The sequence below is a fragment of the Shigella sp. FJ200513 genome, assembly GCF_040495915.1.
Taxonomy (GTDB): domain Bacteria; phylum Pseudomonadota; class Gammaproteobacteria; order Enterobacterales; family Enterobacteriaceae; genus ECMA0423.
In genome coordinates, this window is record NZ_JBDYCV010000073.1 from 1 (window position 1) to 20,850 (window position 20,850).

General features: G+C 52.7%; 18 protein-coding genes. 8 read left to right on the plus strand and 10 right to left on the minus strand.

Going from position 1 to position 20,850, the window contains the following annotated elements; all coding sequences use genetic code 11:
- The first annotated feature begins 160 nt into the window (after nt 1–160).
- On the plus strand, nt 161–430 hold the full coding sequence (locus tag ABZJ92_RS14915) for an AbrB/MazE/SpoVT family DNA-binding domain-containing protein (RefSeq protein WP_011069541.1): 270 nt from the start codon (nt 161–163) through the stop codon (nt 428–430).
- Nucleotides 424–789: a type II toxin-antitoxin system PemK/MazF family toxin gene (locus ABZJ92_RS14920; RefSeq protein ID WP_000237588.1), complete on the plus strand. Its 366-nt coding sequence runs from the start codon at nt 424–426 to the stop codon at nt 787–789. The genes ABZJ92_RS14915 and ABZJ92_RS14920 overlap by 7 nt, the downstream gene beginning before the upstream one ends.
- On the opposite strand, the gene bioH is transcribed toward ABZJ92_RS14920, so the two are convergent.
- Nucleotides 790–1,578, minus strand: a complete 789-nt coding sequence (bioH, locus tag ABZJ92_RS14925; RefSeq protein ID WP_001060072.1) for a pimeloyl-ACP methyl ester esterase BioH — start codon at nt 1,576–1,578, stop codon at nt 790–792.
- Nucleotides 1,579–1,615: 37 nt separating this feature from the next.
- Here bioH and gntX point away from each other — a divergent pair, with 37 nt between their 5' ends.
- The 3 genes from gntX to gntT all read left to right on the plus strand — a co-directional run bounded on the left by gntX (nt 1,616) and on the right by gntT (nt 4,610).
- Nucleotides 1,616–2,299, plus strand: a complete 684-nt coding sequence (gene gntX, locus ABZJ92_RS14930) for a DNA utilization protein GntX (RefSeq protein ID WP_000958727.1) — start codon at nt 1,616–1,618, stop codon at nt 2,297–2,299.
- Between the two features lie 58 nt (nt 2,300–2,357).
- The gene (gene nfuA, locus ABZJ92_RS14935; protein WP_000619389.1) at nt 2,358–2,933 is read left to right on the plus strand and encodes a Fe-S biogenesis protein NfuA; all 576 of its coding nucleotides are present in this window, start codon (nt 2,358–2,360) and stop codon (nt 2,931–2,933) included.
- 360 nt (nt 2,934–3,293) lie between these two features.
- Nucleotides 3,294–4,610, plus strand: a complete 1,317-nt coding sequence (gene gntT / locus ABZJ92_RS14940; RefSeq protein WP_001131758.1) for a gluconate transporter — start codon at nt 3,294–3,296, stop codon at nt 4,608–4,610.
- 44 nt (nt 4,611–4,654) lie between these two features.
- Here gntT and malQ read toward each other — a convergent pair whose 3' ends face one another.
- Nucleotides 4,655–6,739, minus strand: a complete 2,085-nt coding sequence (gene malQ / locus ABZJ92_RS14945; RefSeq protein ID WP_000444369.1) for a 4-alpha-glucanotransferase — start codon at nt 6,737–6,739, stop codon at nt 4,655–4,657.
- Between the two features lie 9 nt (nt 6,740–6,748).
- Nucleotides 6,749–9,142, minus strand: coding sequence for a maltodextrin phosphorylase (gene malP, locus ABZJ92_RS14950; protein ID WP_000081930.1), 2,394 nt, complete (start codon nt 9,140–9,142; stop codon nt 6,749–6,751).
- A 611-nt stretch (nt 9,143–9,753) separates the two neighbouring features.
- On the opposite strand from malP, the gene malT reads away from it, so the two are divergent.
- Nucleotides 9,754–12,459 (plus strand): HTH-type transcriptional regulator MalT, encoded by a 2,706-nt coding sequence (malT, locus tag ABZJ92_RS14955; RefSeq protein WP_000907008.1) that lies wholly within the window; start codon nt 9,754–9,756, stop codon nt 12,457–12,459.
- A 42-nt stretch (nt 12,460–12,501) separates the two neighbouring features.
- Here the strand turns inward: malT and rtcA are convergent, their stop codons facing one another.
- The gene (gene rtcA / locus ABZJ92_RS14960) at nt 12,502–13,518 is read right to left on the minus strand and encodes an RNA 3'-terminal phosphate cyclase (protein ID WP_005052686.1); all 1,017 of its coding nucleotides are present in this window, start codon (nt 13,516–13,518) and stop codon (nt 12,502–12,504) included.
- A 3-nt stretch (nt 13,519–13,521) separates the two neighbouring features.
- Entirely contained in the window at nt 13,522–14,748 is a 1,227-nt protein-coding gene (gene rtcB / locus ABZJ92_RS14965; protein ID WP_001105459.1) for an RNA-splicing ligase RtcB, read from the minus strand.
- A 180-nt stretch (nt 14,749–14,928) separates the two neighbouring features.
- On the opposite strand from rtcB, the gene rtcR reads away from it, so the two are divergent.
- Entirely contained in the window at nt 14,929–16,527 is a 1,599-nt protein-coding gene (gene rtcR, locus ABZJ92_RS14970; protein WP_001232890.1) for a DNA-binding transcriptional regulator RtcR, read from the plus strand.
- On the opposite strand, the gene ABZJ92_RS14975 is transcribed toward rtcR, so the two are convergent.
- The 3 genes from ABZJ92_RS14975 to glpE are packed head-to-tail and all read right to left on the minus strand — an operon-like array spanning nt 16,509 to nt 18,485.
- Nucleotides 16,509–17,267, minus strand: coding sequence for a DeoR/GlpR family transcriptional regulator (locus tag ABZJ92_RS14975; RefSeq protein ID WP_000815099.1), 759 nt, complete (start codon nt 17,265–17,267; stop codon nt 16,509–16,511). The genes rtcR and ABZJ92_RS14975 overlap by 19 nt on opposite strands.
- 16 nt (nt 17,268–17,283) lie before the next feature.
- Complete coding sequence (glpG, locus tag ABZJ92_RS14980) at nt 17,284–18,114, minus strand: rhomboid family intramembrane serine protease GlpG (protein ID WP_000928715.1); 831 nt, start codon at nt 18,112–18,114, stop codon at nt 17,284–17,286.
- A gap of 44 nt (nt 18,115–18,158) precedes the next feature.
- Complete coding sequence (gene glpE / locus ABZJ92_RS14985) at nt 18,159–18,485, minus strand: thiosulfate sulfurtransferase GlpE (protein ID WP_000371928.1); 327 nt, start codon at nt 18,483–18,485, stop codon at nt 18,159–18,161.
- Between the two features lie 189 nt (nt 18,486–18,674).
- On the opposite strand from glpE, the gene glpD reads away from it, so the two are divergent.
- A complete protein-coding gene (gene glpD, locus ABZJ92_RS14990; protein ID WP_000448142.1) occupies nt 18,675–20,180 on the plus strand; it encodes a glycerol-3-phosphate dehydrogenase in 1,506 nt (501 codons plus the stop codon).
- Between the two features lie 205 nt (nt 20,181–20,385).
- Here the strand turns inward: glpD and ABZJ92_RS14995 are convergent, their stop codons facing one another.
- Together ABZJ92_RS14995 and ABZJ92_RS22490 are read right to left on the minus strand one after the other, a co-directional pair.
- Nucleotides 20,386–20,667, minus strand: coding sequence for a hypothetical protein (locus tag ABZJ92_RS14995; protein ID WP_001181212.1), 282 nt, complete (start codon nt 20,665–20,667; stop codon nt 20,386–20,388).
- A 119-nt stretch (nt 20,668–20,786) separates the two neighbouring features.
- Nucleotides 20,787–20,850 (minus strand): hypothetical protein (locus ABZJ92_RS22490; RefSeq protein WP_369812015.1); only part of this gene is annotated, 64 nt, incomplete at its 5' end.

Genomic DNA, 20,850 nt, shown 5'->3' on the forward strand with positions numbered 1-20,850 from the left:
CACGGGAATATCTGCGGCAGCGGGCTTGTAATGGGTTAAGTGATAACAGATGTCTGGAAATATAGGGGCAAATCCAGCGAGTCAGTAGATACTCTACCCTGCTTAAGTGCTACTTTGTGCTATCTTGCATGTAACACAAAGTAGCACTTAGGGAACTGATATGCAGACAGTGAAATTACGGCAACAAGGAGGAGCCATGATCGTTACTATCCCACGAGATCTTGCCATCGATCTTGGCTGGTCACCGGGCACAGAGCTTACCGTGGAGAAAAAAGGCGATAGCGTTAATTTGCGCGCCACAGAGCACAAACCGCGTGGGCGTCTTACCGTCGCGCAGTTGTTGAGCCAAATCGATGAAAGCGAAATTACGGAGCTAAATCAGTCCACAGAAGGATGGGCTGAAGGGAAAAAAGGTAATGAAGCATGGTAAAGGCACGGACGCCACATCGTGGTGAGATCTGGTATTTTAACCCTGATCCGGTTGCCGGGCATGAACTTCAGGGGCCACATTATTGCATTGTGGTAACGGACAAAAAACTCAACAATGTTTTAAAAGTTGCTATGTGCTGCCCGATTTCAACAGGGGCAAATGCAGCACGTTCCACAGGGGTGACGGTGAACGTCCTCCCCCGTGATACGCAAACCGGTAACCTGCATGGCGTTGTACTTTGTCACCAGCTAAAAGCCGTCGATCTTATTGCCCGTGGCGCTAAATTTCATACCGTTGCCGATGAAAAATTGATTAGTGAAGTTATCAGTAAACTGGTGAATTTAATCGACCCACAATAATTAGCTCTCACTTACCACCAACACCCTCTGCTTCAACGCCACCAGCAGGTGACAAAACTCGACCGGATGCGAAATAAACGGCGCATGGGCCGCTTTGGCGAAGATATATGATTCGCTGTGAGGCCAAAGTTTATCCAGCATCGGCACCACTTTGCGCGGCACCAGACCGTCGAGATAGCCATACAATCGCAAAAACGGCATGGACACGTTTTGCAGCGGCTGACGGAGATCGACCGTTTTCAGGATTTCCAGCCCGCCATTAAGCACGTCAACCTCCGGCATCGGTAACGCCAGAACGGTTTTCTTCAACGCCCGCGCATCCTGGCGCGCCGTTTCAGTCCCCATGGTTTGTAACGCCAGGAACCGCTCCACTGTACGCTGAAAATCATCACTGAGTTGCTGCTGAAATCCCGCCAGCACGTCCGGTTTTATCCCCGGCCACTCGTCACGAGCACTAAAACAAGGTGACGACGCCACGGTGACCAGCGCCTGAACACGCTCGGGATGGGTTAACGCAATCTGGCTTGCCACCAGCCCGCCCAGACTCCAGCCTAACCAAATGGCTTTATCAGGTGCCTGTTGCAGCACGGCTTCGGCCATATCAGCAAGTGACAGCGCACCAAATCCCCGGCTACGCCCGAAGCCGGGCAGGTCAACAAGGTGCAGCGTAAAATGCGAGCTAAGTTCCTCGTCAATGCAACGCCACACTTCGGCATTCAGTCCCCATCCGTGCAGCAGCACAAGATGAACATTCCCCTGACCTTTGGTCTGCCACCAGATGTTATTCATCCGCTATTGTTCTCTTTTGACTTACAAGGATGAACATATGCTAACAGTACCGGGATTATGCTGGCTATGCCGAATGCCACTGGCGTTAGGTCATTGGGGGATTTGTTCGGTCTGTTCACGCGCCACCCGCACAGATAAAACGTTATGCCCACAATGTGGATTACCCGCCACACACTCCCATCTTCCCTGCGGTCGCTGCCTGCAAAAACCGCCGCCCTGGCAAAGACTGGTCACGGTTGCCGACTATGCGCCGCCGTTAAGTCCGCTTATCCACCAGCTTAAATTTTCCCGGCGCAGTGAAATCGCCAGCGCCCTGTCACGTCTGTTACTATTGGAAGTCTTACACGCTCGTCGCACCACCGGGTTGCAATTGCCGGATCGCATCATCAGCGTTCCGTTATGGCAGCGGCGTCACTGGCGTCGGGGATTTAATCAGAGCGATTTGCTGTGTCAGCCGTTATCACGCTGGTTGCACTGCCAATGGGATAGCGAAGCCGTCACACGTACACGGGCCACTGCGACCCAGCATTTTCTCAGTGCCCGGCTGCGCAAGCGCAACCTGAAAAATGCCTTTCGTCTTGAATTGCCCGTGCAAGGTCGCCATATGGTGATTGTGGATGATGTCGTTACCACCGGAAGTACCGTCGCAGAGATTGCGCAGTTGCTTTTACGCAATGGTGCGGCGACTGTCCAGGTCTGGTGCCTTTGTCGAACCTTGTAGAGCCTCGATGATGGGCGTATTATAACCAACTAAAATAGTCAACTATTAGGCCATTACTATGATCCGTATTTCCGATGCTGCACAAGCGCACTTTGCCAAACTGCTGGCAAATCAGGAAGAAGGGACACAAATCCGCGTATTTGTGATTAACCCTGGCACGCCTAACGCTGAATGTGGTGTTTCTTATTGTCCGCCGGATGCCGTGGAAGCCACCGACACTGCCCTGAAATTTGACCTGCTGACCGCGTATGTTGATGAGTTAAGCGCACCATACCTGGAAGATGCAGAGATCGACTTTGTTACCGACCAGTTGGGTTCTCAGTTAACGCTGAAAGCCCCGAACGCCAAAATGCGTAAAGTGGCAGACGATGCACCGCTGATGGAGCGCGTGGAGTATATGCTGCAGTCGCAGATCAACCCACAGCTTGCTGGTCACGGTGGTCGCGTTTCGCTGATGGAAATCACCGAAGACGGTTACGCCATTCTGCAATTTGGCGGCGGCTGTAACGGTTGTTCCATGGTCGATGTGACGCTGAAAGAAGGGATCGAGAAGCAGCTGCTGAACGAATTCCCGGAGCTGAAAGGTGTGCGCGATCTCACCGAACACCAGCGCGGCGAACACTCCTACTACTAAGTTATCCCCTCTTTTGTAGATTGCCCGATGCGACGCTAAAGCGTCATTTCGGGCCTACGTTGAACATGTGCCAGACGTTGGCACAGCATTGCTTTGGCAAATCCCTCCCTTCGTTTCCCCGCGATAATATGACCAACCTCTCATAATTTAAATTTACCCCGCTCTGGTGATTCTCAAACGCCAAATGTTACCCGTATCATTCACATGGGTACCAAACATACTCCTGACATCTGACTACAATAATTAGTTTTAGTGGGTATCAGTCGTGGTGCCGCAATATCTCTGTTCCCGATTGGGATAATTAGAGTTTGTCGTCAGAAAATTGACGTTACCCATAACAAATGAAAGACCAGGTAAATCATGCCATTAGTCATTGTTGCTATCGGTGTAATCTTGTTGTTGCTCCTGATGATCCGCTTCAAAATGAACGGCTTCATCGCTCTCGTCCTCGTGGCGCTTGCTGTTGGATTAATGCAAGGAATGCCGCTGGATAAAGTTATTGGCTCCATCAAAGCCGGTGTCGGCGGGACGCTCGGTAGCCTTGCCCTGATCATGGGTTTTGGCGCAATGCTGGGCAAAATGCTGGCAGACTGCGGTGGCGCACAACGTATCGCCACCACGCTGATTGCCAAATTTGGTAAAAAGCACATCCAGTGGGCGGTGGTGTTAACCGGTTTTACCGTTGGTTTTGCCCTGTTCTATGAAGTGGGCTTCGTGCTGATGCTGCCGCTGGTGTTTACCATCGCGGCTTCCGCGAATATTCCATTGCTGTATGTTGGTGTACCAATGGCGGCTGCACTGTCTGTGACCCACGGCTTCCTGCCACCGCATCCGGGCCCGACTGCGATTGCCACCATTTTCAATGCCGATATGGGTAAAACCCTGCTGTACGGTACTATTCTGGCAATCCCGACCGTGATTCTCGCCGGTCCGGTTTACGCTCGCGTGTTGAAAGGTATCGATAAGCCAATCCCGGAAGGTCTCTACAGCGCGAAAACCTTCAGCGAAGAAGAGATGCCGAGCTTTGGCGTCAGCGTCTGGACCTCTCTGGTGCCGGTTGTGCTGATGGCGATGCGTGCGATTGCCGAAATGATCCTGCCGAAAGGTCACGCTTTCCTGCCGGTAGCGGAGTTCCTCGGTGACCCGGTAATGGCAACGCTGATTGCCGTGCTGATTGCGATGTTCACCTTTGGTCTGAACCGTGGTCGTTCAATGGATCAGATTAACGACACGCTGGTTTCTTCCATCAAAATCATTGCGATGATGCTGTTGATCATCGGTGGTGGCGGTGCGTTCAAGCAGGTGCTGGTAGACAGCGGCGTGGACAAATACATTGCTTCCATGATGCACGAAACCAACATTTCTCCGCTGCTGATGGCCTGGTCGATTGCTGCCGTACTGCGTATCGCGCTGGGTTCCGCAACCGTTGCGGCAATCACTGCGGGTGGTATCGCGGCACCGCTGATTGCAACGACGGGTGTTAGCCCAGAGCTGATGGTTATTGCGGTGGGTTCCGGTAGTGTGATTTTCTCTCATGTGAACGATCCGGGCTTCTGGCTGTTCAAAGAGTACTTTAACCTGACTATCGGCGAGACCATCAAATCCTGGTCGATGCTGGAAACCATTATCTCGGTGTGCGGTCTGGTAGGCTGTCTGCTGCTGAATATGGTGATTTGATAACACTGACTGCCGGATGCATCGCATCCGACATCAACCGCACTCTACTTCTTCTTCGCTGCAGCTCTGCGCCGTCTGTCCAAATCCTTCAGCAACTTGTTCACGCCATCATCGGCAAACATCGACTCAAGCGTTGCGGAAAGCTTGCGTCGCCAGTTTTTATACTGGTAACTGGTGCCAGGAATATTCACCGGTTCGGCCATATCCAGCCAGTCTTCCGGCTGTAGTCCTAACAGAGCACTGTTACTGTCGGCAATGTAGCGCTGCAAACCACGGTTCAGCGTCGGCGTCATCGACATCAACGATGCCTTATGCCCGGCACGTTTTGGCAGACAACCATATTTATGCAGTGCATCCAGCAGCCCTTGCTTCGCCAGTTCGCGATCCTGATACAGACCGCGCAGTACCACTTCATCCGGATACAGCCCCAGGGTTTTGCCCAGCGTTAGATCCCCGCTCTCCCAGTAACCACGCAGCGTTGGCAGGTCATGTGTCGCCGCAACCGCCATCGACTGCTCCGGATACGCTTTCGGTGCACGGAACGTCTTCTCGTGGTCGTTTTCGAAATAGAGCACTTTGTAAGAGTACACACCGCTGCTGCGCAGCTTACCAACAATCTCTACCGGTACGGTACCGAGATCTTCACCAATCACCATACAGCGATGACGTTTACTTTCGAGTGCCAGAATCGAGAGCAGATCATCCACCGGATAGTGAACATACGCGCCCTGATCTGCCGTCTCGCCATACGGTATCCACCACAAACGCAGCATCGACATCACATGGTCAATTCGTAATGCGCCGCAGTTTTGCATATTGGCACGCAACAGCTCGATAAACGGTTCATAGGCACGCGCGGTGATGATATGCGGGTCCATTGGCGGTAATCCCCAGTTCTGCCCCAACGGGCCGAGGATATCCGGCGGCGCGCCAACCGATGCTTTCAGGCAATATAGTTCACGGTCACACCAGGTTTCCGCCCCACCTTCCGCTACGCCAACCGCCAGATCACGATACAAGCCAATCGGCATTTCATAGCCCTGGCTTATCTCCCAGCAGGCGGCAAACTGGCTGTAAGCCAGCCACTGCAACCAGAGATAAAAATCGACGTCATCACGATGTTCTTCGCAGAACTGACGCACTTCTGGTGAATCCACGTTCTTATACATCTCTGGCCATGCAGGCCAGCCCCAGCGCATTTCGTCCTCTTTCACTTGCTGGGCATGTAGCGCATCAAAGGCAGCCTGCCAGAACAGGCTGTCGCCCTGCTCTGCAACAAACTGGCGAAACGCGGCCATCTGCTCATCATCACGTTGCGCGAAACCTTTCCACGCCATTCGTAATGCTGTCATTTTTAGGGCGGTAACCGTGGAGTAATCGACCCAGTCGGCATCGCGCGCCTGTTGCAGCGTCTGTTGCGTGGTCGGCAACTGCCACCAGGCCTGAGCCTCTTCGCTAAGATGGAAATCTTCAACGGCGTTAACGTCGATATAAATCACATTCAGCCAACGGCGAGAAGACGGGCTGTATGGGCTGGCGCTCTCCGGATTTGCCGGATAGAGCGCATGAATCGGGTTCAGGCCAATGAACGACCCGCCACGTTTTGCCACATCCACCAGCATCGCTTTGAGATCGCCAAAATCCCCAATACCCCAGTTTTTTTCCGATCGCAGCGTATAAAGCTGAACGCAGGCACCCCACAGCTTTTGTTTATTCAGCAAAGCCTGCGGTTCGTAACAACGTTTCGGGGCGACAATCACCCGGCAATGCGCGCGCTGGTCGTCCTGGGTGAGTGTTAGCGTGTGATAACCTTCCGGCAGCTTCGTCGGTAGATTGAACGCTTTGCCCCCCGTTACATGGCCTTTGTACTGCGTTCCTTCTTCGGTGGTCAGCTGCCAGCTATATTCGCCGCTGCCCTCCACCACCATCGGCATTTTTTTGCCGCTGGTATAAACCATGACATTCGGGACTGGCGTTACCGCCACTTTCGTGGCGGTACGTTGATGCATCGCGTCAAGCAAACGCCGTTTGGTTTCGGCGCTAATCGACTGCGGTTTACCGTGGGCATTGATGTAATTGGGGCTAATCCCCGCCGCCAGCGCGGCATTATCCAGACGTTTGCTTTCCATCGAGCTTCCTTAGCGTTTTGCCTGCCAGATACGAGCCTGATAATCGCGAATAGAGCGATCCGAGCTAAACATACCGCAGCGGGCGGTATTGAGGATCGCCGCGCGAGTCCAGGCCTCCTGGTCGCGGTACAGCACATCCACCTGCTTTTGTGCCTCAACATAGGCTGCGAAATCCGCCATCACCAGATACGGATCGCCGCCCTGTTTGCCGATACTGTGCAGCATCTGGTCGAAGGCATGCTTATCGCCGTCGCTGTATTTACCGCTTTCCAGCTCTTTCAATACTGCGTCCAGCACCTTATCTTTCTTCCGCCATTTCACCGGGTCGTAGCCTTTGGCCAGAATAGCCTTCACTTGTTCCACGGTATGACCAAAAATAAAGATATTTTCTTCACCGACTTTCTCGGCGATTTCAACGTTCGCACCATCCAGCGTACCGACAGTAAGCGCACCATTGAGCGCCAGTTTCATATTGCCGGTACCGGAAGCTTCTTTACCTGCAGTCGAAATTTGTTCGGAGATATCCGCCGCCGGGATCAGTTTTTCCGCCGCCGAAACGCAATAATCCGGCAGGAACACCACCTTCAACTTATCGCCAACCAGTGGATCGTTGTTGATCACGTCAGCCACTTTGTTGATCGCAAAGATAATATTCTTCGCCAGGTAGTAGCCCGGTGCCGCTTTCGCGCCGAAGAGGAAGACGCGCGGTACGCGATCAGCCTGCAGGTTTTCACGAATTTCTTTGTACAACGCCAGAATATGCAGCAGATTCAGGTGCTGGCGTTTGTACTCATGCAGACGTTTGATCTGAATATCGAAAATCGCCTGTGGATTGATCTCAATACCGGTACGAACTTTCACAAACTCCGCCAGACAGACTTTATTCGCCTGCTTGATCTCGCGATATTGCTGACGGAATTTCGCATCATCAGCGAATTTTTCCAGATTGATCAGCTGATCGAGATCGTTAGCCCACTCTTTTTGCAGTGATTTATCCAACAGAGCCGCCAGTGCAGGGTTGCACTGTTTGATCCAGCGACGTGGGGTAATACCGTTGGTAACGTTATGGAATTTGTTCGGCCATAGCTGGTGATATTCCGGGAACAGATCTTTCACCACCAGATCCGAGTGCAGCGCCGCAACACCGTTCACCGCGAAACCGCCAACCACACACAGGTTCGCCATATGCACTTGTTTATCGTGCACCACCGCCAGTTTGGCCCACACTTTTTCATCGCCCGGCCAGGTTTTCTCCACCAGCGTTTTAAAGCGAGTATTAATTTCGTTAATAATCTGCATATGGCGCGGCAGTAAGCCTTTCACCAGTTTCACATCCCAGCGTTCCAGCGCTTCTGGCATCAGGGTATGGTTGGTGTAAGCGAAAGTTTTGCTGGTGATGGCCCAGGCGTCATCCCAGCTCATCTGGTGCTCATCGGTCAGCACGCGCAGCAGTTCTGGAATCGCGATAGTTGGATGGGTATCGTTCAGCTGAATAACTTCGTAATCCGCCAGTTCGTGCAGTTTACGCCCCGCCAGATGATGGCGACGCAAAATATCCGCTACCGAACAGGCACACTGGAAGTATTGCTGCATCAGGCGCAGCTTTTTACCGGCAGTATGGTTGTCGTTTGGATAGAGAACTTTGGTCAGTTTTTCCGCATTGATGCCTTGCTGTTCGGCGCGCAGGAAATCACCGTCGTTAAATTTAGTTAGATCAAACGGATGCGCATGCGTCGCCTGCCACAGACGCAGCGGCTGCGCCACGCCATTACGATAGCCGACAACGGGGAGATCCCACGCTTGACCGGTAATGGTAAACTCCGGCTCCCAGCGTCCGTCTTTCATCACTTTACCGCCAATCCCTACCTGCACATCCAGTGCTTCGTTGTGGCGGAACCACGGGTAGTTACTGCGATGCCAGTCATCCGGCGCTTCAACCTGTTTGCCATCGACAAAAGACTGGCGGAACAAACCATATTGATAGTTCAGACCGTAACCCGTCGCAGACTGACCGACAGTTGCCATTGAGTCGAGGAAGCACGCCGCCAGACGTCCCAGACCACCGTTACCCAGCGCCGGGTCGATCTCTTCTTCCAGCAGGTCAGTCAGGTTGATGTCATAAGCCTTCAACGAATCCTGTACATCCTGATACCAGCCGAGATTCAACAGGTTGTTGCCCGTCAGACGACCAATCAAAAACTCCATTGAGATGTAGTTAACATGTCGCTGATTCGCCACCGGTTTGGCGAATGGCTGAGCACGCAGCATTTCGGCCAGTGCTTCACTCACTGCCAGCCACCACTGGCGAGGAGTCATTTCAGCCGCAGAATTTAAGCCATAACGCTGCCACTGACGTGAAAGCACTTCCTGAAATTGCTTATCGTTAAAAATAGGTTGTGACATAGGAGTTCCACTTTTCTTAGATTTTCAACACAACGTTATCGCTAGTTTGCCAGGCTCGATGTTGACCTTCCTCATCCTGCGGGGGATTAGGCAGGGAGGAGTTGCGGGGATGAGCAAGGAAATGTGATCTCGACCACTTAAAGCTAGTGCAAACCACAGGATTAGCAGCAAATCAATGCCATACAGCGCAGAAAATCTGTATCTAAGTGCAAAAAATGGCCGTTGCGTATTTTCAAAAAGCGGAAGGTAACTCTATAAATTAAGTAAAGGAGTGAAACAGTTTCACAAGTAAAATATCCAGTGTGCTCCATCTCATTCTTAATAGATTTATTAAGATCATCTTTTTAGATGGCACTTTCATCAGGAATGAAGAAGAAACCCTTGCTTAAATGAATCTGATGAACATAAGGGAAACCAGTATTCACGCTGGATCAGCGTCGTTTTAGGTGAGTTGTTAATAAAGATTTGGAATTGTGACACAGTGCAAATTCAGACACATAAAAAAACGTCATCGCTTGCATTAGAAAGGTTTCTGGCCGACCTTATAACCATTAATTACGAAGCGCAAAAAAAATAATATTTCCTCATTTTCCACAGTGAAGTGATTAACTATGCTGATTCCGTCAAAACTAAGTCGTCCGGTTCGACTCGACCATACCGTGGTTCGTGAGCGCCTGCTGGCTAAACTTTCCGGCGCGAACAACTTCCGGCTGGCGCTGATCACGAGTCCTGCGGGCTACGGAAAGACCACCCTCATTTCCCAGTGGGCGGCAGGCAAAAACGATATCGGCTGGTACTCGCTGGATGAAGGTGATAACCAGCAAGAGCGTTTCGCCAGCTATCTCATTGCCGCCGTGCAGCAGGCAACCAACGGTCACTGTGCGATATGTGAGACGATGGAGCAAAAACGGCAATATGCCAGCCTGACGTCACTCTTCGCCCAGCTTTTCATTGAGCTGGCGGAATGGCATAGCCCACTTTATCTGGTCATCGATGACTATCATCTGATCACTAATCCAGTGATCCACGAGTCAATGCGCTTCTTTATTCGCCATCAACCAGAAAATCTCACCCTGGTGGTGTTGTCACGCAACCTTCCGCAACTGGGCATTGCCAATCTGCGTGTTCGTGACCAACTGCTGGAAATTGGCAGTCAGCAACTGGCATTTACCCATCAGGAAGCGAAGCAGTTTTTTGATTGCCGTCTGTCATCGCCGATTGAAGCCGCAGAAAGCAGTCGGATTTGCGATGACGTTTCCGGTTGGGCGACGGCACTATATCTAATCGCCCTCTCCGCCCGGCAGAATACCCACTCAGCCCATAAGTCGGCACGCCGCCTGGCGGGAATCAATGCCAGCCATCTTTCGGATTATCTGGTCGATGAGGTTTTGGATAACGTCGATCTCGCAACGCGCCATTTTCTGTTGAAAAGCGCCATTTTGCGCTCAATGAACGATGCCCTCATCACCCGTGTGACCGGCGAAGAAAACGGGCAAATGCGTCTCGAAGAGATTGAGCGTCAGGGGCTGTTTTTACAGCGGATGGATGATACCGGCGAGTGGTTCTGCTATCACCCGCTGTTTGGCAACTTCCTGCGCCAGCGCTGCCAGTGGGAACTGGCGGCGGAGCTGCCGGAAATCCACCGTGCCGCCGCAGAAAGCTGGATGGCCCAGGGATTTCCCAGCGAAGCGATTCATCATGCGCTGGCGGCAGGCGATGCGCTGATGCTGCGCGATATTCTGCTTAATCACGCCTGGAGTTTGTTCAACCATAGCGAACTGTCGCTGCTGGAAGAGTCGCTTAAGGCCCTGCCGTGGGACAGTTTGCTGGAAAATCCGCAGTTAGTGTTATTGCAGGCGTGGCTAATGCAAAGCCAACATCGCTATGGCGAAGTTAACACCCTGCTAGCCCGTGCTGAACATGAAATCAAGGACATCAGAGAAGGCACCATGCATGCAGAATTTAACGCTCTGCGCGCCCAGGTGGCGATTAACGATGGTAATCAGGATGAAGCGGAACGGCTGGCAAAACTGGCACTGGAAGAGCTGCCGCCGGGCTGGTTCTATAGCCGCATTGTGGCAACCTCGGTGCTGGGTGAAGTGCTGCACTGCAAAGGCGAATTGACCCGCTCACTGGCGCTAGTGCAGCAAACCGAACAGATGGCACGCCAGCACGACGTCTGGCACTACGCCTTATGGAGTTTAATTCAGCAAAGTGAAATTCTGTTTGCCCAAGGGTTCCTGCAAACCGCGTGGGAAACGCAGGAAAAAGCGTTCCAGCTGATCAACGAGCAGCATCTGGAACAGCTGCCAATGCATGAGTTTCTGGTGCGCATCCGAGCACAACTGTTATGGGCCTGGGCACGGCTGGATGAAGCCGAAGCGTCGGCGCGTAGCGGGATTGAAGTCTTGTCGTCTTATCAGCCACAGCAACAGCTTCAGTGCCTGGCAATGTTGATTCAATGCTCGCTGGCCCGTGGTGATTTAGATAACGCCCGTAGCCAGTTGAACCGTCTGGAAAACCTGCTGGGGAATGGCAAATATCACAGCGACTGGATCTCTAACGCCAACAAAGTCCGGGTGATTTACTGGCAAATGACCGGCGATAAAGCCGCCGCTGCCAACTGGTTGCGTCATACGGCTAAACCGGAGTTTGCGAACAACCACTTCCTGCAAGGTCAATGGCGCAACATTGCCCGCGCACAAATCTTGCTGGGCGAGTTTGAACCTGCGGAAATTGTTCTCGAAGAACTCAATGAAAATGCCCGCAGTCTGCGGTTGATGAGCGATCTCAACCGTAACCTGTTGCTGCTTAATCAACTGTACTGGCAGGCCGGACGTAAAAGTGACGCCCAGCGCGTGTTGCTGGACGCATTAAAACTGGCGAATCGCACCGGATTTATCAGTCATTTTGTCATCGAAGGCGAAGCGATGGCGCAACAACTGCGCCAGCTGATTCAACTTAATACGCTGCCGGAACTGGAACAGCATCGCGCGCAGCGTATTCTGCGAGAAATCAATCAACATCATCGGCATAAATTCGCCCATTTCGATGAGAATTTCGTTGAACGTCTGCTAAATCATCCGGAAGTGCCAGAACTAATCCGCACCAGCCCGTTGACCCAACGTGAATGGCAGGTCCTGGGGCTGATCTACTCCGGTTACAGCAATGAACAAATTGCGGGCGAACTGGAAGTGGCGGCAACCACCATCAAGACGCATATCCGCAATCTGTACCAAAAACTCGGCGTCGCCCACCGTCAGGCTGCCGTGCAGCACGCGCAGAAACTGCTGAAGATGATGGGTTATGGGGTGTGAGTTTAGCCGGATAATGCATTGGATCCGGTTTACATCTTTACATCATTCAATACTCACCCGCGTTACGCCATCTGTTTCTATCAAACCAAACCGCACCGGCAAGAAACGCTCCACCACCGCGATATTGGTCAGCAGATGGCATGAAGGATGGGCGACCGTAAATTCTCCCGCGCCCGCCAGCGCCATCGGCAGTACCAGTTGGTCGGCGAGATATTCCCCCACCGCCGCTGGGCTTGCCAGGTAGCGTTTCACCTCTTTCACTAACTGCGCGGCTACCACCTCGGCACTGACGCGCTTTTCACCGACGACGAAAAAGCGTTCAGTGATATTTTCACTTTCGACTTCCAGCGAGACGGTATTACCCGGCCCCTGGTCGCGCGGCAGGTTATGAATATTCTGTTCATGCAGGGAAAAAATCCCCGCCAGTGTAGCGATTTCACGCTCAGCAACATGGCGCGGCACACCAGCTAATAGAACTTCTCCACGCATCTGCACAATGTTCCCGCGCTCGCCAAGTTGCAAGGTGCTAAACGATGCCACGGGCGAGACTTCCGTTGCCACCACACCGCCTCCGGCAGGATAAAAACCGTGACGTAACAGCGTGGTTTGCTGATGAATTCCTATTTTCGCCAGCAGCGGCTCCAGCACCCGGCGGATAAAATCCGCAGGCGGCGCCGACGGGTTATCGGTGCCGCCGCTCACTTCAACACGCGAAGGTCCATCGGCAAACCACAGCGCGGGCAGCACCGTTTGCAGCACCAGCGTACAACTTCCGGCGCTACCGATAGCAAAGCGGTAATCGCCGCCGCGCACGGTGCCAGGCCGGAAGACCAGACGCTGCGATCCCAGCTCCGCGCCTTCCACCGTTGCCCTACAAATTTCCGCAGCCGCTTTTACCGCGGTCAGATGCTGGCGCAGCAGCCCCGGTTTCGCCCGTCCGGCTCGAATGCCAGTGATGGTAAATGGCTGGCCGGTTATCATCGACAGGCTCAGCGCCGAGCGCAGGATCTGCCCGCCGCCTTCGCCCTGTGCGCCATCCAGCGCAATCATCCTTTTCATCATTTATCCTTTTACGCACACCACCTGACGCAGGGTGTAGATAACTTCCACCAGATCGCTTTGTGCCGCCATCACCGCATCAATATCTTTATACGCCATCGGGATTTCGTCGATCACTTCGGCATCTTTACGGCATTCCACATGCGCGGTGGCACGAATTTGGTCTTCCACGCTGAACAGTTTTTTCGCTTTAGTTCGGCTCATTACCCGCCCGGCACCGTGGCTGCACGAACAGAACGACTCTTCATTTCCCAGCCCACGGACGATAAAGCTTTTTGCTCCCATCGAACCGGGAATAATTCCATATTGACCAGCACGCGCAGACACCGCACCTTTACGCGTCACGTAGATCTCTTCACCAAAGAGCTGTTCTTTTTGCACATAGTTGTGGTGACAGTTGATCTCTTCCATCGCCAGCGTTTGTGGCTGTCTGACCGTTTTCTGCGTAATGCTCTGCAACGCCGTTACCACATTTTCCATCATCGCATCGCGGTTAAGGCTGGCGAAAAGCTGCGCCCAGGCCACGGCTCTTAGGTAATCATCAAAGTATTCCGTACCTTCCATAAAGTACGCCAGATCACGCGACGGCAACGTCTCAAGTTGGTCCTGCATCTCTTTTTGCGCCAGATCGATAAAGTAAGTCCCGATGGCGTTACCAATTCCGCGTGAACCGGAGTGCAGCATAATCCACACCTGCTCCGACTCATCAAGGCAGATTTCAATAAAGTGGTTACCCGTTCCCAGCGTTCCCAGGTGTTTATAGTTGTTAGTGTTAAGGAAACGCGGATATTTTTGCGTTAACCACTGATAACCGGCCTCCAGCTCAGCCCATTTCGCATCGACGTTAAAAGGCGGGTTTTCCCATGCGCCTTTATCACGTTTACAACGCCCGGTAGTACGCCCGTGTGGTACGGCCGTTTCAATCGCTTGACGCAGCTCCGCCAGGTTTTCAGGCAGGTCTGCCGCCGTTAACGCGGTACGCAGCGCGTTCATTCCACAGCCAATATCCACGCCCACCGCCGCCGGAATAATCGCCCCTTTGGTCGGGATCACGCTACCAATGGTGGAACCTTTACCCAGGTGTACATCAGGCATTACCGCAATATGTTTGAAAATAAACGGCATCTTCGCCGTATTAATAAGTTGCTGACGCGCATCGGCTTCTACCGGCACGCCTTTGGTCCACATTTTTACCGGGGCATTTTCAGTGGTCAGTAATTCGTAATTCATTTTGTTTTTCTCTTTTCGTTGTTTGCGGTCCTGATAATTGCAACCGTCGTGCCAGAAAATTAAATAAGCAGATTAATTTATTGTTTCTAAAAAGATTATATCTTTATATCCGTAAACGGAGATTTCCCGCAAAGCCGATTTACCGATAATGAAATATCGCCTTTTATAAGGATATCTAAGATGCGTAAAACAGTGGCTTTTGGCTTTGTCGGTACCGTGCTGGATTATGCCGGACGCGGCAGTCAGCGCTGGTCAAAATGGCGTCCGTCACTCTGTATATACCAGCAAGAATCGTTGGTCATCGATCGACTGGAATTATTGCACGATGCCCGCTCGCGCTCGCTATTTGAAACGCTTAAACGCGATATCGCCAGCGTTTCGCCAGAAACAGAAGTGGTGGGCGTTGAGATTGAACTGCATAACCCGTGGGATTTCGAAGAGGTTTACGCCTGCCTGCATGATTTCGCCCGTGGTTACGAGTTTCAGCCAGAAAAAGAAGACTATTTAATTCACATCACCACCGGCACCCACGTCGCGCAGATTTGCTGGTTTCTGCTGGCGGAAGCGCGTTATCTACCCGCCCGGTTGATACAATCTTCAACTCCGCGCAAAAAAGAACAGCCGCGCGGCCCAGGTGAAGTGACGATTATCGATCTCGATTTAAGCCGTTATAACGCCATCGCCAGCCGCTTTGCCGAGGAACGGCAGCAAACGCTCGATTTCCTCAAATCCGGTATTGCCACGCGTAACCCCCACTTCAACCGCATGATTGAGCAGATCGAAAAAGTGGCGATTAAATCCCGCGCGCCGATTCTGCTTAACGGCCCGACCGGCGCAGGTAAGTCATTTCTGGCGCGACGCATCTTCGAGTTAAAACAGGCACGGCATCAGTTTAGCGGCGCGTTTGTGGAAGTGAACTGCGCCACCCTGCGCGGCGATACCGCGATGTCGACGCTGTTTGGTCATGTGAAAGGCGCGTTTACCGGGGCGCGGGAATCTCGTGAAGGATTATTACGCAGCGCCAACGGCGGAATGTTGTTTCTTGATGAGATTGGCGAACTGGGCGCAGACGAACAGGCAATGCTGCTGAAAGCTATTGAAGAGAAAACCTTTTACCCGTTTGGCAGCGATCGCCAGGTGAGCAGTGATTTTCAGCTTATCGCCGGAACGGTGCGCGATTTGCGCCAGCTGGTTGCCGAAGGCAAATTCCGCGAAGATCTGTACGCGCGGATCAATCTCTGGACCTTCACCCTGCCGGGTCTACGCCAGCGCCAGGAAGATATTGAACCGAACCTGGATTATGAAGTGGAGCGCCACGCCACACTCACTGGTGACAGCGTGCGTTTTAACACCGAAGCGCGGCGTGCCTGGCTGGCCTTTGCAACATCTCCCCAGGCAACATGGCGCGGTAACTTTCGCGAACTTTCTGCCAGCGTCACGCGGATGGCCACCTTTGCCACTAGCGGACGCATCACTCTGGACGTGGTGGAAGATGAGATAAACCGTCTGCGCTATAACTGGCAGGAGAGCCGCCCCTCCGCGCTTACGGCGTTGCTGGGCGCAGAGGCAGAAAACATCGATCTCTTCGACCGTATGCAACTGGAACACGTTATCGCTATCTGCCGCCAGGCAAAGTCGCTTTCTGCTGCCGGACGACAGCTTTTTGATGTTTCGCGCCAGGGCAAAGCCAGCGTCAATGACGCGGATCGGCTACGCAAATACCTGGCGCGTTTTGGTCTGACGTGGGAAGCCGTGCAGGATCAGCACAGCTCCAGTTGAATATGGTGGTCCGTCAGCACCTGCATCACGCTTACTGGCGGCGGGGCGTCGGTGTAGACGGCATCAACCATGCTGATGCTCCCCATATTGACCATCGCATTACGGCCAAATTTTGAATGGTCAACCACCAGCATAACGTGGCGCGAGTTCTCAATAATGGCGCGCTTGGTACGAACTTCGTGGTAATCGAACTCCAGCAGCGAGCCGTCGCTGTCGATGCCGCTGATCCCCAGAATGCCGAAATCAAGGCGGAACTGGGAGATAAAATCGAGCGTCGCTTCGCCAATGATCCCGCCATCGCGGCTACGTAATTCGCCACCGGCGAGAATAATGCGGAAATCTTCTTTTACCATCAACGTGTTAGCAACGTTGAGATTGTTGGTGACAATGCGCAAATTGCTGTGATTGAGCAGCGCGTGCGCCACCGCTTCCGGCGTGGTGCCGATATCGATAAACAGCGTCGAGCCATTGGGGATTTGCTCCGCCACTTTGCGGGCGATGCGCTCTTTTTCTTCGGTCTGGGTGGCTTTACGATCGTGCCACGGCGTGTTAACCGAACTGGAAGGCAGCGCCGCGCCGCCATGATGGCGCAGGATCAGGTTTTGCTCTGCCAGCTCGTTGAGGTCGCGGCGAATAGTCTGCGGGCTGACGGAGAAGTGCTCCACCAGTTCCTCGGTACTGACATAACCCTGCTGTTTAACCAGTTCGATAATACCGTTGTGACGTTGTGTTTGTTTCATTTATAAATCCCTGGAATTATTTTCGTTTTCGCGCATTGAGCGAATCAACAAAAGCCATCGCTAAACCCACGGCTAATCCGGCGATGTGTGCTCCGTTCGCCATCGACATCCCAAACAAATCAAACCATCCGGCGACAATCCAGATCAGCGCAAAGATAATTAACCCACGTTGCAGGTAAATGCCACTTTGCGGATCGCGTTCGCCACGTAGCCAGACGTAGCCCATCAGCGCATACACCACGCCAGAAAGCCCGCCAAACCACGGCCCGCTGAATTTTTGCTGCATATAGCCGCTTAACAGGGCGCTGATAAGCGTAATGACAATTAGCTTACCGCTACCGAGGCGTTTTTCCACCGCGCCGCCGAGATACCACCACCAAAGCAGGTTAAAGAGGATATGCATCAGCGAGAAGTGCATTAACGCGTGGGTGAAGTAACGCCAGAACTCAAATTTCAGTGTTGGATCGAATGGCCAGGCCAGCCATAACATCACTTCCTGATCGCCGAGAATTTGCATGGCAATAAACACCACCACGCAGGCGATCATCATCACCCAGGTCACCGGACCTGCGCGTTCACGCAAGGCAGCAAAGAAAGGATAACGGCGATAATGCAGGCCACTGCCGGTATGGCCTGCCAGCCAGCTGGCCGCCAGATAACGCGGATCTGCCGGGTTTTCGAGAAAACGCGCCAGCTCCGCCCGCACGCGCTCGGCCTGGGACTCATCCGCCAGCCAGACATCGCTTTGGTTATGTTGTTGAATCGTGAGGATAACACCCTGCGTCGCCATGTAATCAACAAACGCCTGCGCCACGCGGGGGTTAGCAAAAGAGGTAATCATCAACATCGTTGCTGTCGCTTATTCCACACAAAAGGGGACAGTATAAAGCGTTACGCGCCGTACGCCACCTCTGCGGGAAACTGTCGCTGCCAGGCTTCAAAGCCGCCGTCAATGCTATAGACCACATCGTAGCCCTGTTGCAGCAGATACTGCGCCGCCCCTTTGCTGCTATTGCCGTGATAACACATCACCATCACCGGAGTGTCAAAGTCGTTATCACGCATAAACGCGCCCAGCGTGTCGTTGGTTAAATGGAAAGCCTGCACCGCATGCCCCATAGCGAAACTCTGTGGATCGCGAATATCGACCAGCACCGCCTCTTTTTCCTGCAACTTCTGGTGCGCGTCGGCAACGTTAATACATTCGAACTGATCCATGCGTCTCTCTTTCTTTACAAACAAGTGGGCAAATTTACCGCACAGTTTACGTCGAAGCGGCAGATAAACGCCATAATGTTATACATATCACTCTAAAATGTTTTTTCAATGTTACCCAAAGCGCGATTCTTTGCTAATATGTTCGATAACGAACATTTATGAGCTTTAACGAAAGTGAATGAGGGCAGCATGGAAACCAAAGATCTGATTGTGATAGGTGGCGGCATCAATGGTGCTGGTATCGCGGCAGACGCCGCTGGACGCGGTTTATCCGTGCTGATGCTGGAGGCGCAGGATCTCGCTTGCGCGACCTCTTCCGCCAGTTCAAAACTCATTCACGGTGGCCTGCGCTACCTTGAGCACTATGAATTCCGCCTGGTCAGCGAGGCGCTGGCTGAACGTGAAGTGCTGCTGAAAATGGCTCCGCATATCGCCTTCCCGATGCGTTTTCGCCTGCCACATCGTCCGCATCTGCGCCCGGCGTGGATGATTCGCATTGGTCTGTTTATGTACGATCATCTGGGTAAACGCACCAGCCTGCCGGGATCAACTGGTTTGCGTTTTGGCGCAAATTCAGTGTTAAAACCGGAAATTAAGCGCGGATTCGAATATTCTGACTGTTGGGTAGACGACGCCCGTCTGGTACTCGCCAACGCCCAGATGGTGGTGCGTAAAGGCGGCGAAGTGCTTACTCGGACTCGCGCCACCTCTGCTCGCCGCGAAAACGGCCTGTGGATTGTGGAAGCGGAAGATATCGATACCGGCAAAAAATATAGCTGGCAAGCGCGCGGCCTGGTTAACGCCACCGGCCCGTGGGTGAAACAGTTCTTCGACGAGGGGATGCATCTGCCTTCGCCTTATGGCATTCGCCTGATCAAAGGCAGCCATATTGTGGTGCCGCGCGTGCATACCCAAAAGCAGGCCTACATTCTGCAAAACGAAGATAAACGCATTGTATTCGTGATCCCGTGGATGGACGAGTTTTCCATCATCGGCACCACCGATGTGGAATACAAAGGTGATCCGAAAGCAGTGAAGATTGAAGAGAGTGAAATCAATTACCTGCTGAAAGTGTATAACGCGCACTTTAAAAAGCAGCTAAGCCGTGACGATATCGTCTGGACCTACTCCGGTGTGCGTCCGCTGTGTGATGATGAGTCCGACTCGCCGCAAGCCATTACCCGTGATTACACCCTTGATATCCATGATGAAAACGGCAAAGCACCGCTGCTGTCGGTATTCGGCGGTAAGCTGACCACCTACCGAAAACTGGCAGAACATGCGCTGGAAAAACTGACGCCGTATTATCAGGGTATTGGCCCGGCGTGGACGAAAGAGAGCGTGCTGCCGGGTGGTGCCATTGAAGGCGACCGCGACGATTACGCCGCTCGCCTGCGCCGCCGTTACCCGTTCCTGACTGAATCGCTGGCACGTCACTACACGCGCACTTACGGCAGCAACAGCGAGCTGCTGCTCGGCAATGCGGGAACGGTAAGCGATCTCGGGGAAGATTTCGGTCATGAGTTCTACGAAGCGGAACTGAAATACCTGGTGGATCACGAATGGGTCCGCCGCACCGACGATGCCCTGTGGCGTCGCACAAAACAAGGCATGTGGCTGAATGCGGATCAACAATCTCGTGTGAGTCAGTGGCTGGTGGAATATACGCAGCAGAAGTTGTCGCTGGCGTCGTAAATTAACGTAAGGTGATCAGGTCAGATTTCAATCTGGCCTGAGACTGATGACAAACACAAAACTGCCTGATGCGCTACGCTTATCAGGCCTACGTGGTTTATGCAATATATTGAATTTGCATGGTCTTGTAGGCCAGATAAGACGTTCACGTCGCATCCGGCATGAACAAAGCGCACTTTGTCAAAAATCTAACCTACTTTTTAATTCAGGAAATTACCGCAAAGCCCACGCCATCATACCCAACGTAACAAAACTCAGGCACGTTCCCCACTCGCCCCGAGAAAAATAGCATTAATGCGCCCAGCGTCAGCATAAAAATATTGAGCAGAAGGTAAATTGTTGGCGTAAAGAGTAAATTGCAAACCTCAGGAATAGCGGCAAGCCCAGCCCCCAGCATGGCAATAACCGCTGCAAAAAATTGCGTCAGTATTGGGATGCCGAAAAAAGTCATTACCAGCGAGGTCAAAATCCATTTTCTATTTTGCATTATTCTTTCCATTCTTTCTGAATGGCGAAATTATACTCCCCGAGTCCCCTTGCCCCTTCTGGACACTTTTCCGAAATGATGGCGAAAAAAACGGGACCCTTTGGCCTAATGCCAGTCAGTTAAGCAACTGACTGGCTCTTTTTCGGGGCTGTGGGGTATTTCCAGGGCCTCTCCTTTACCACT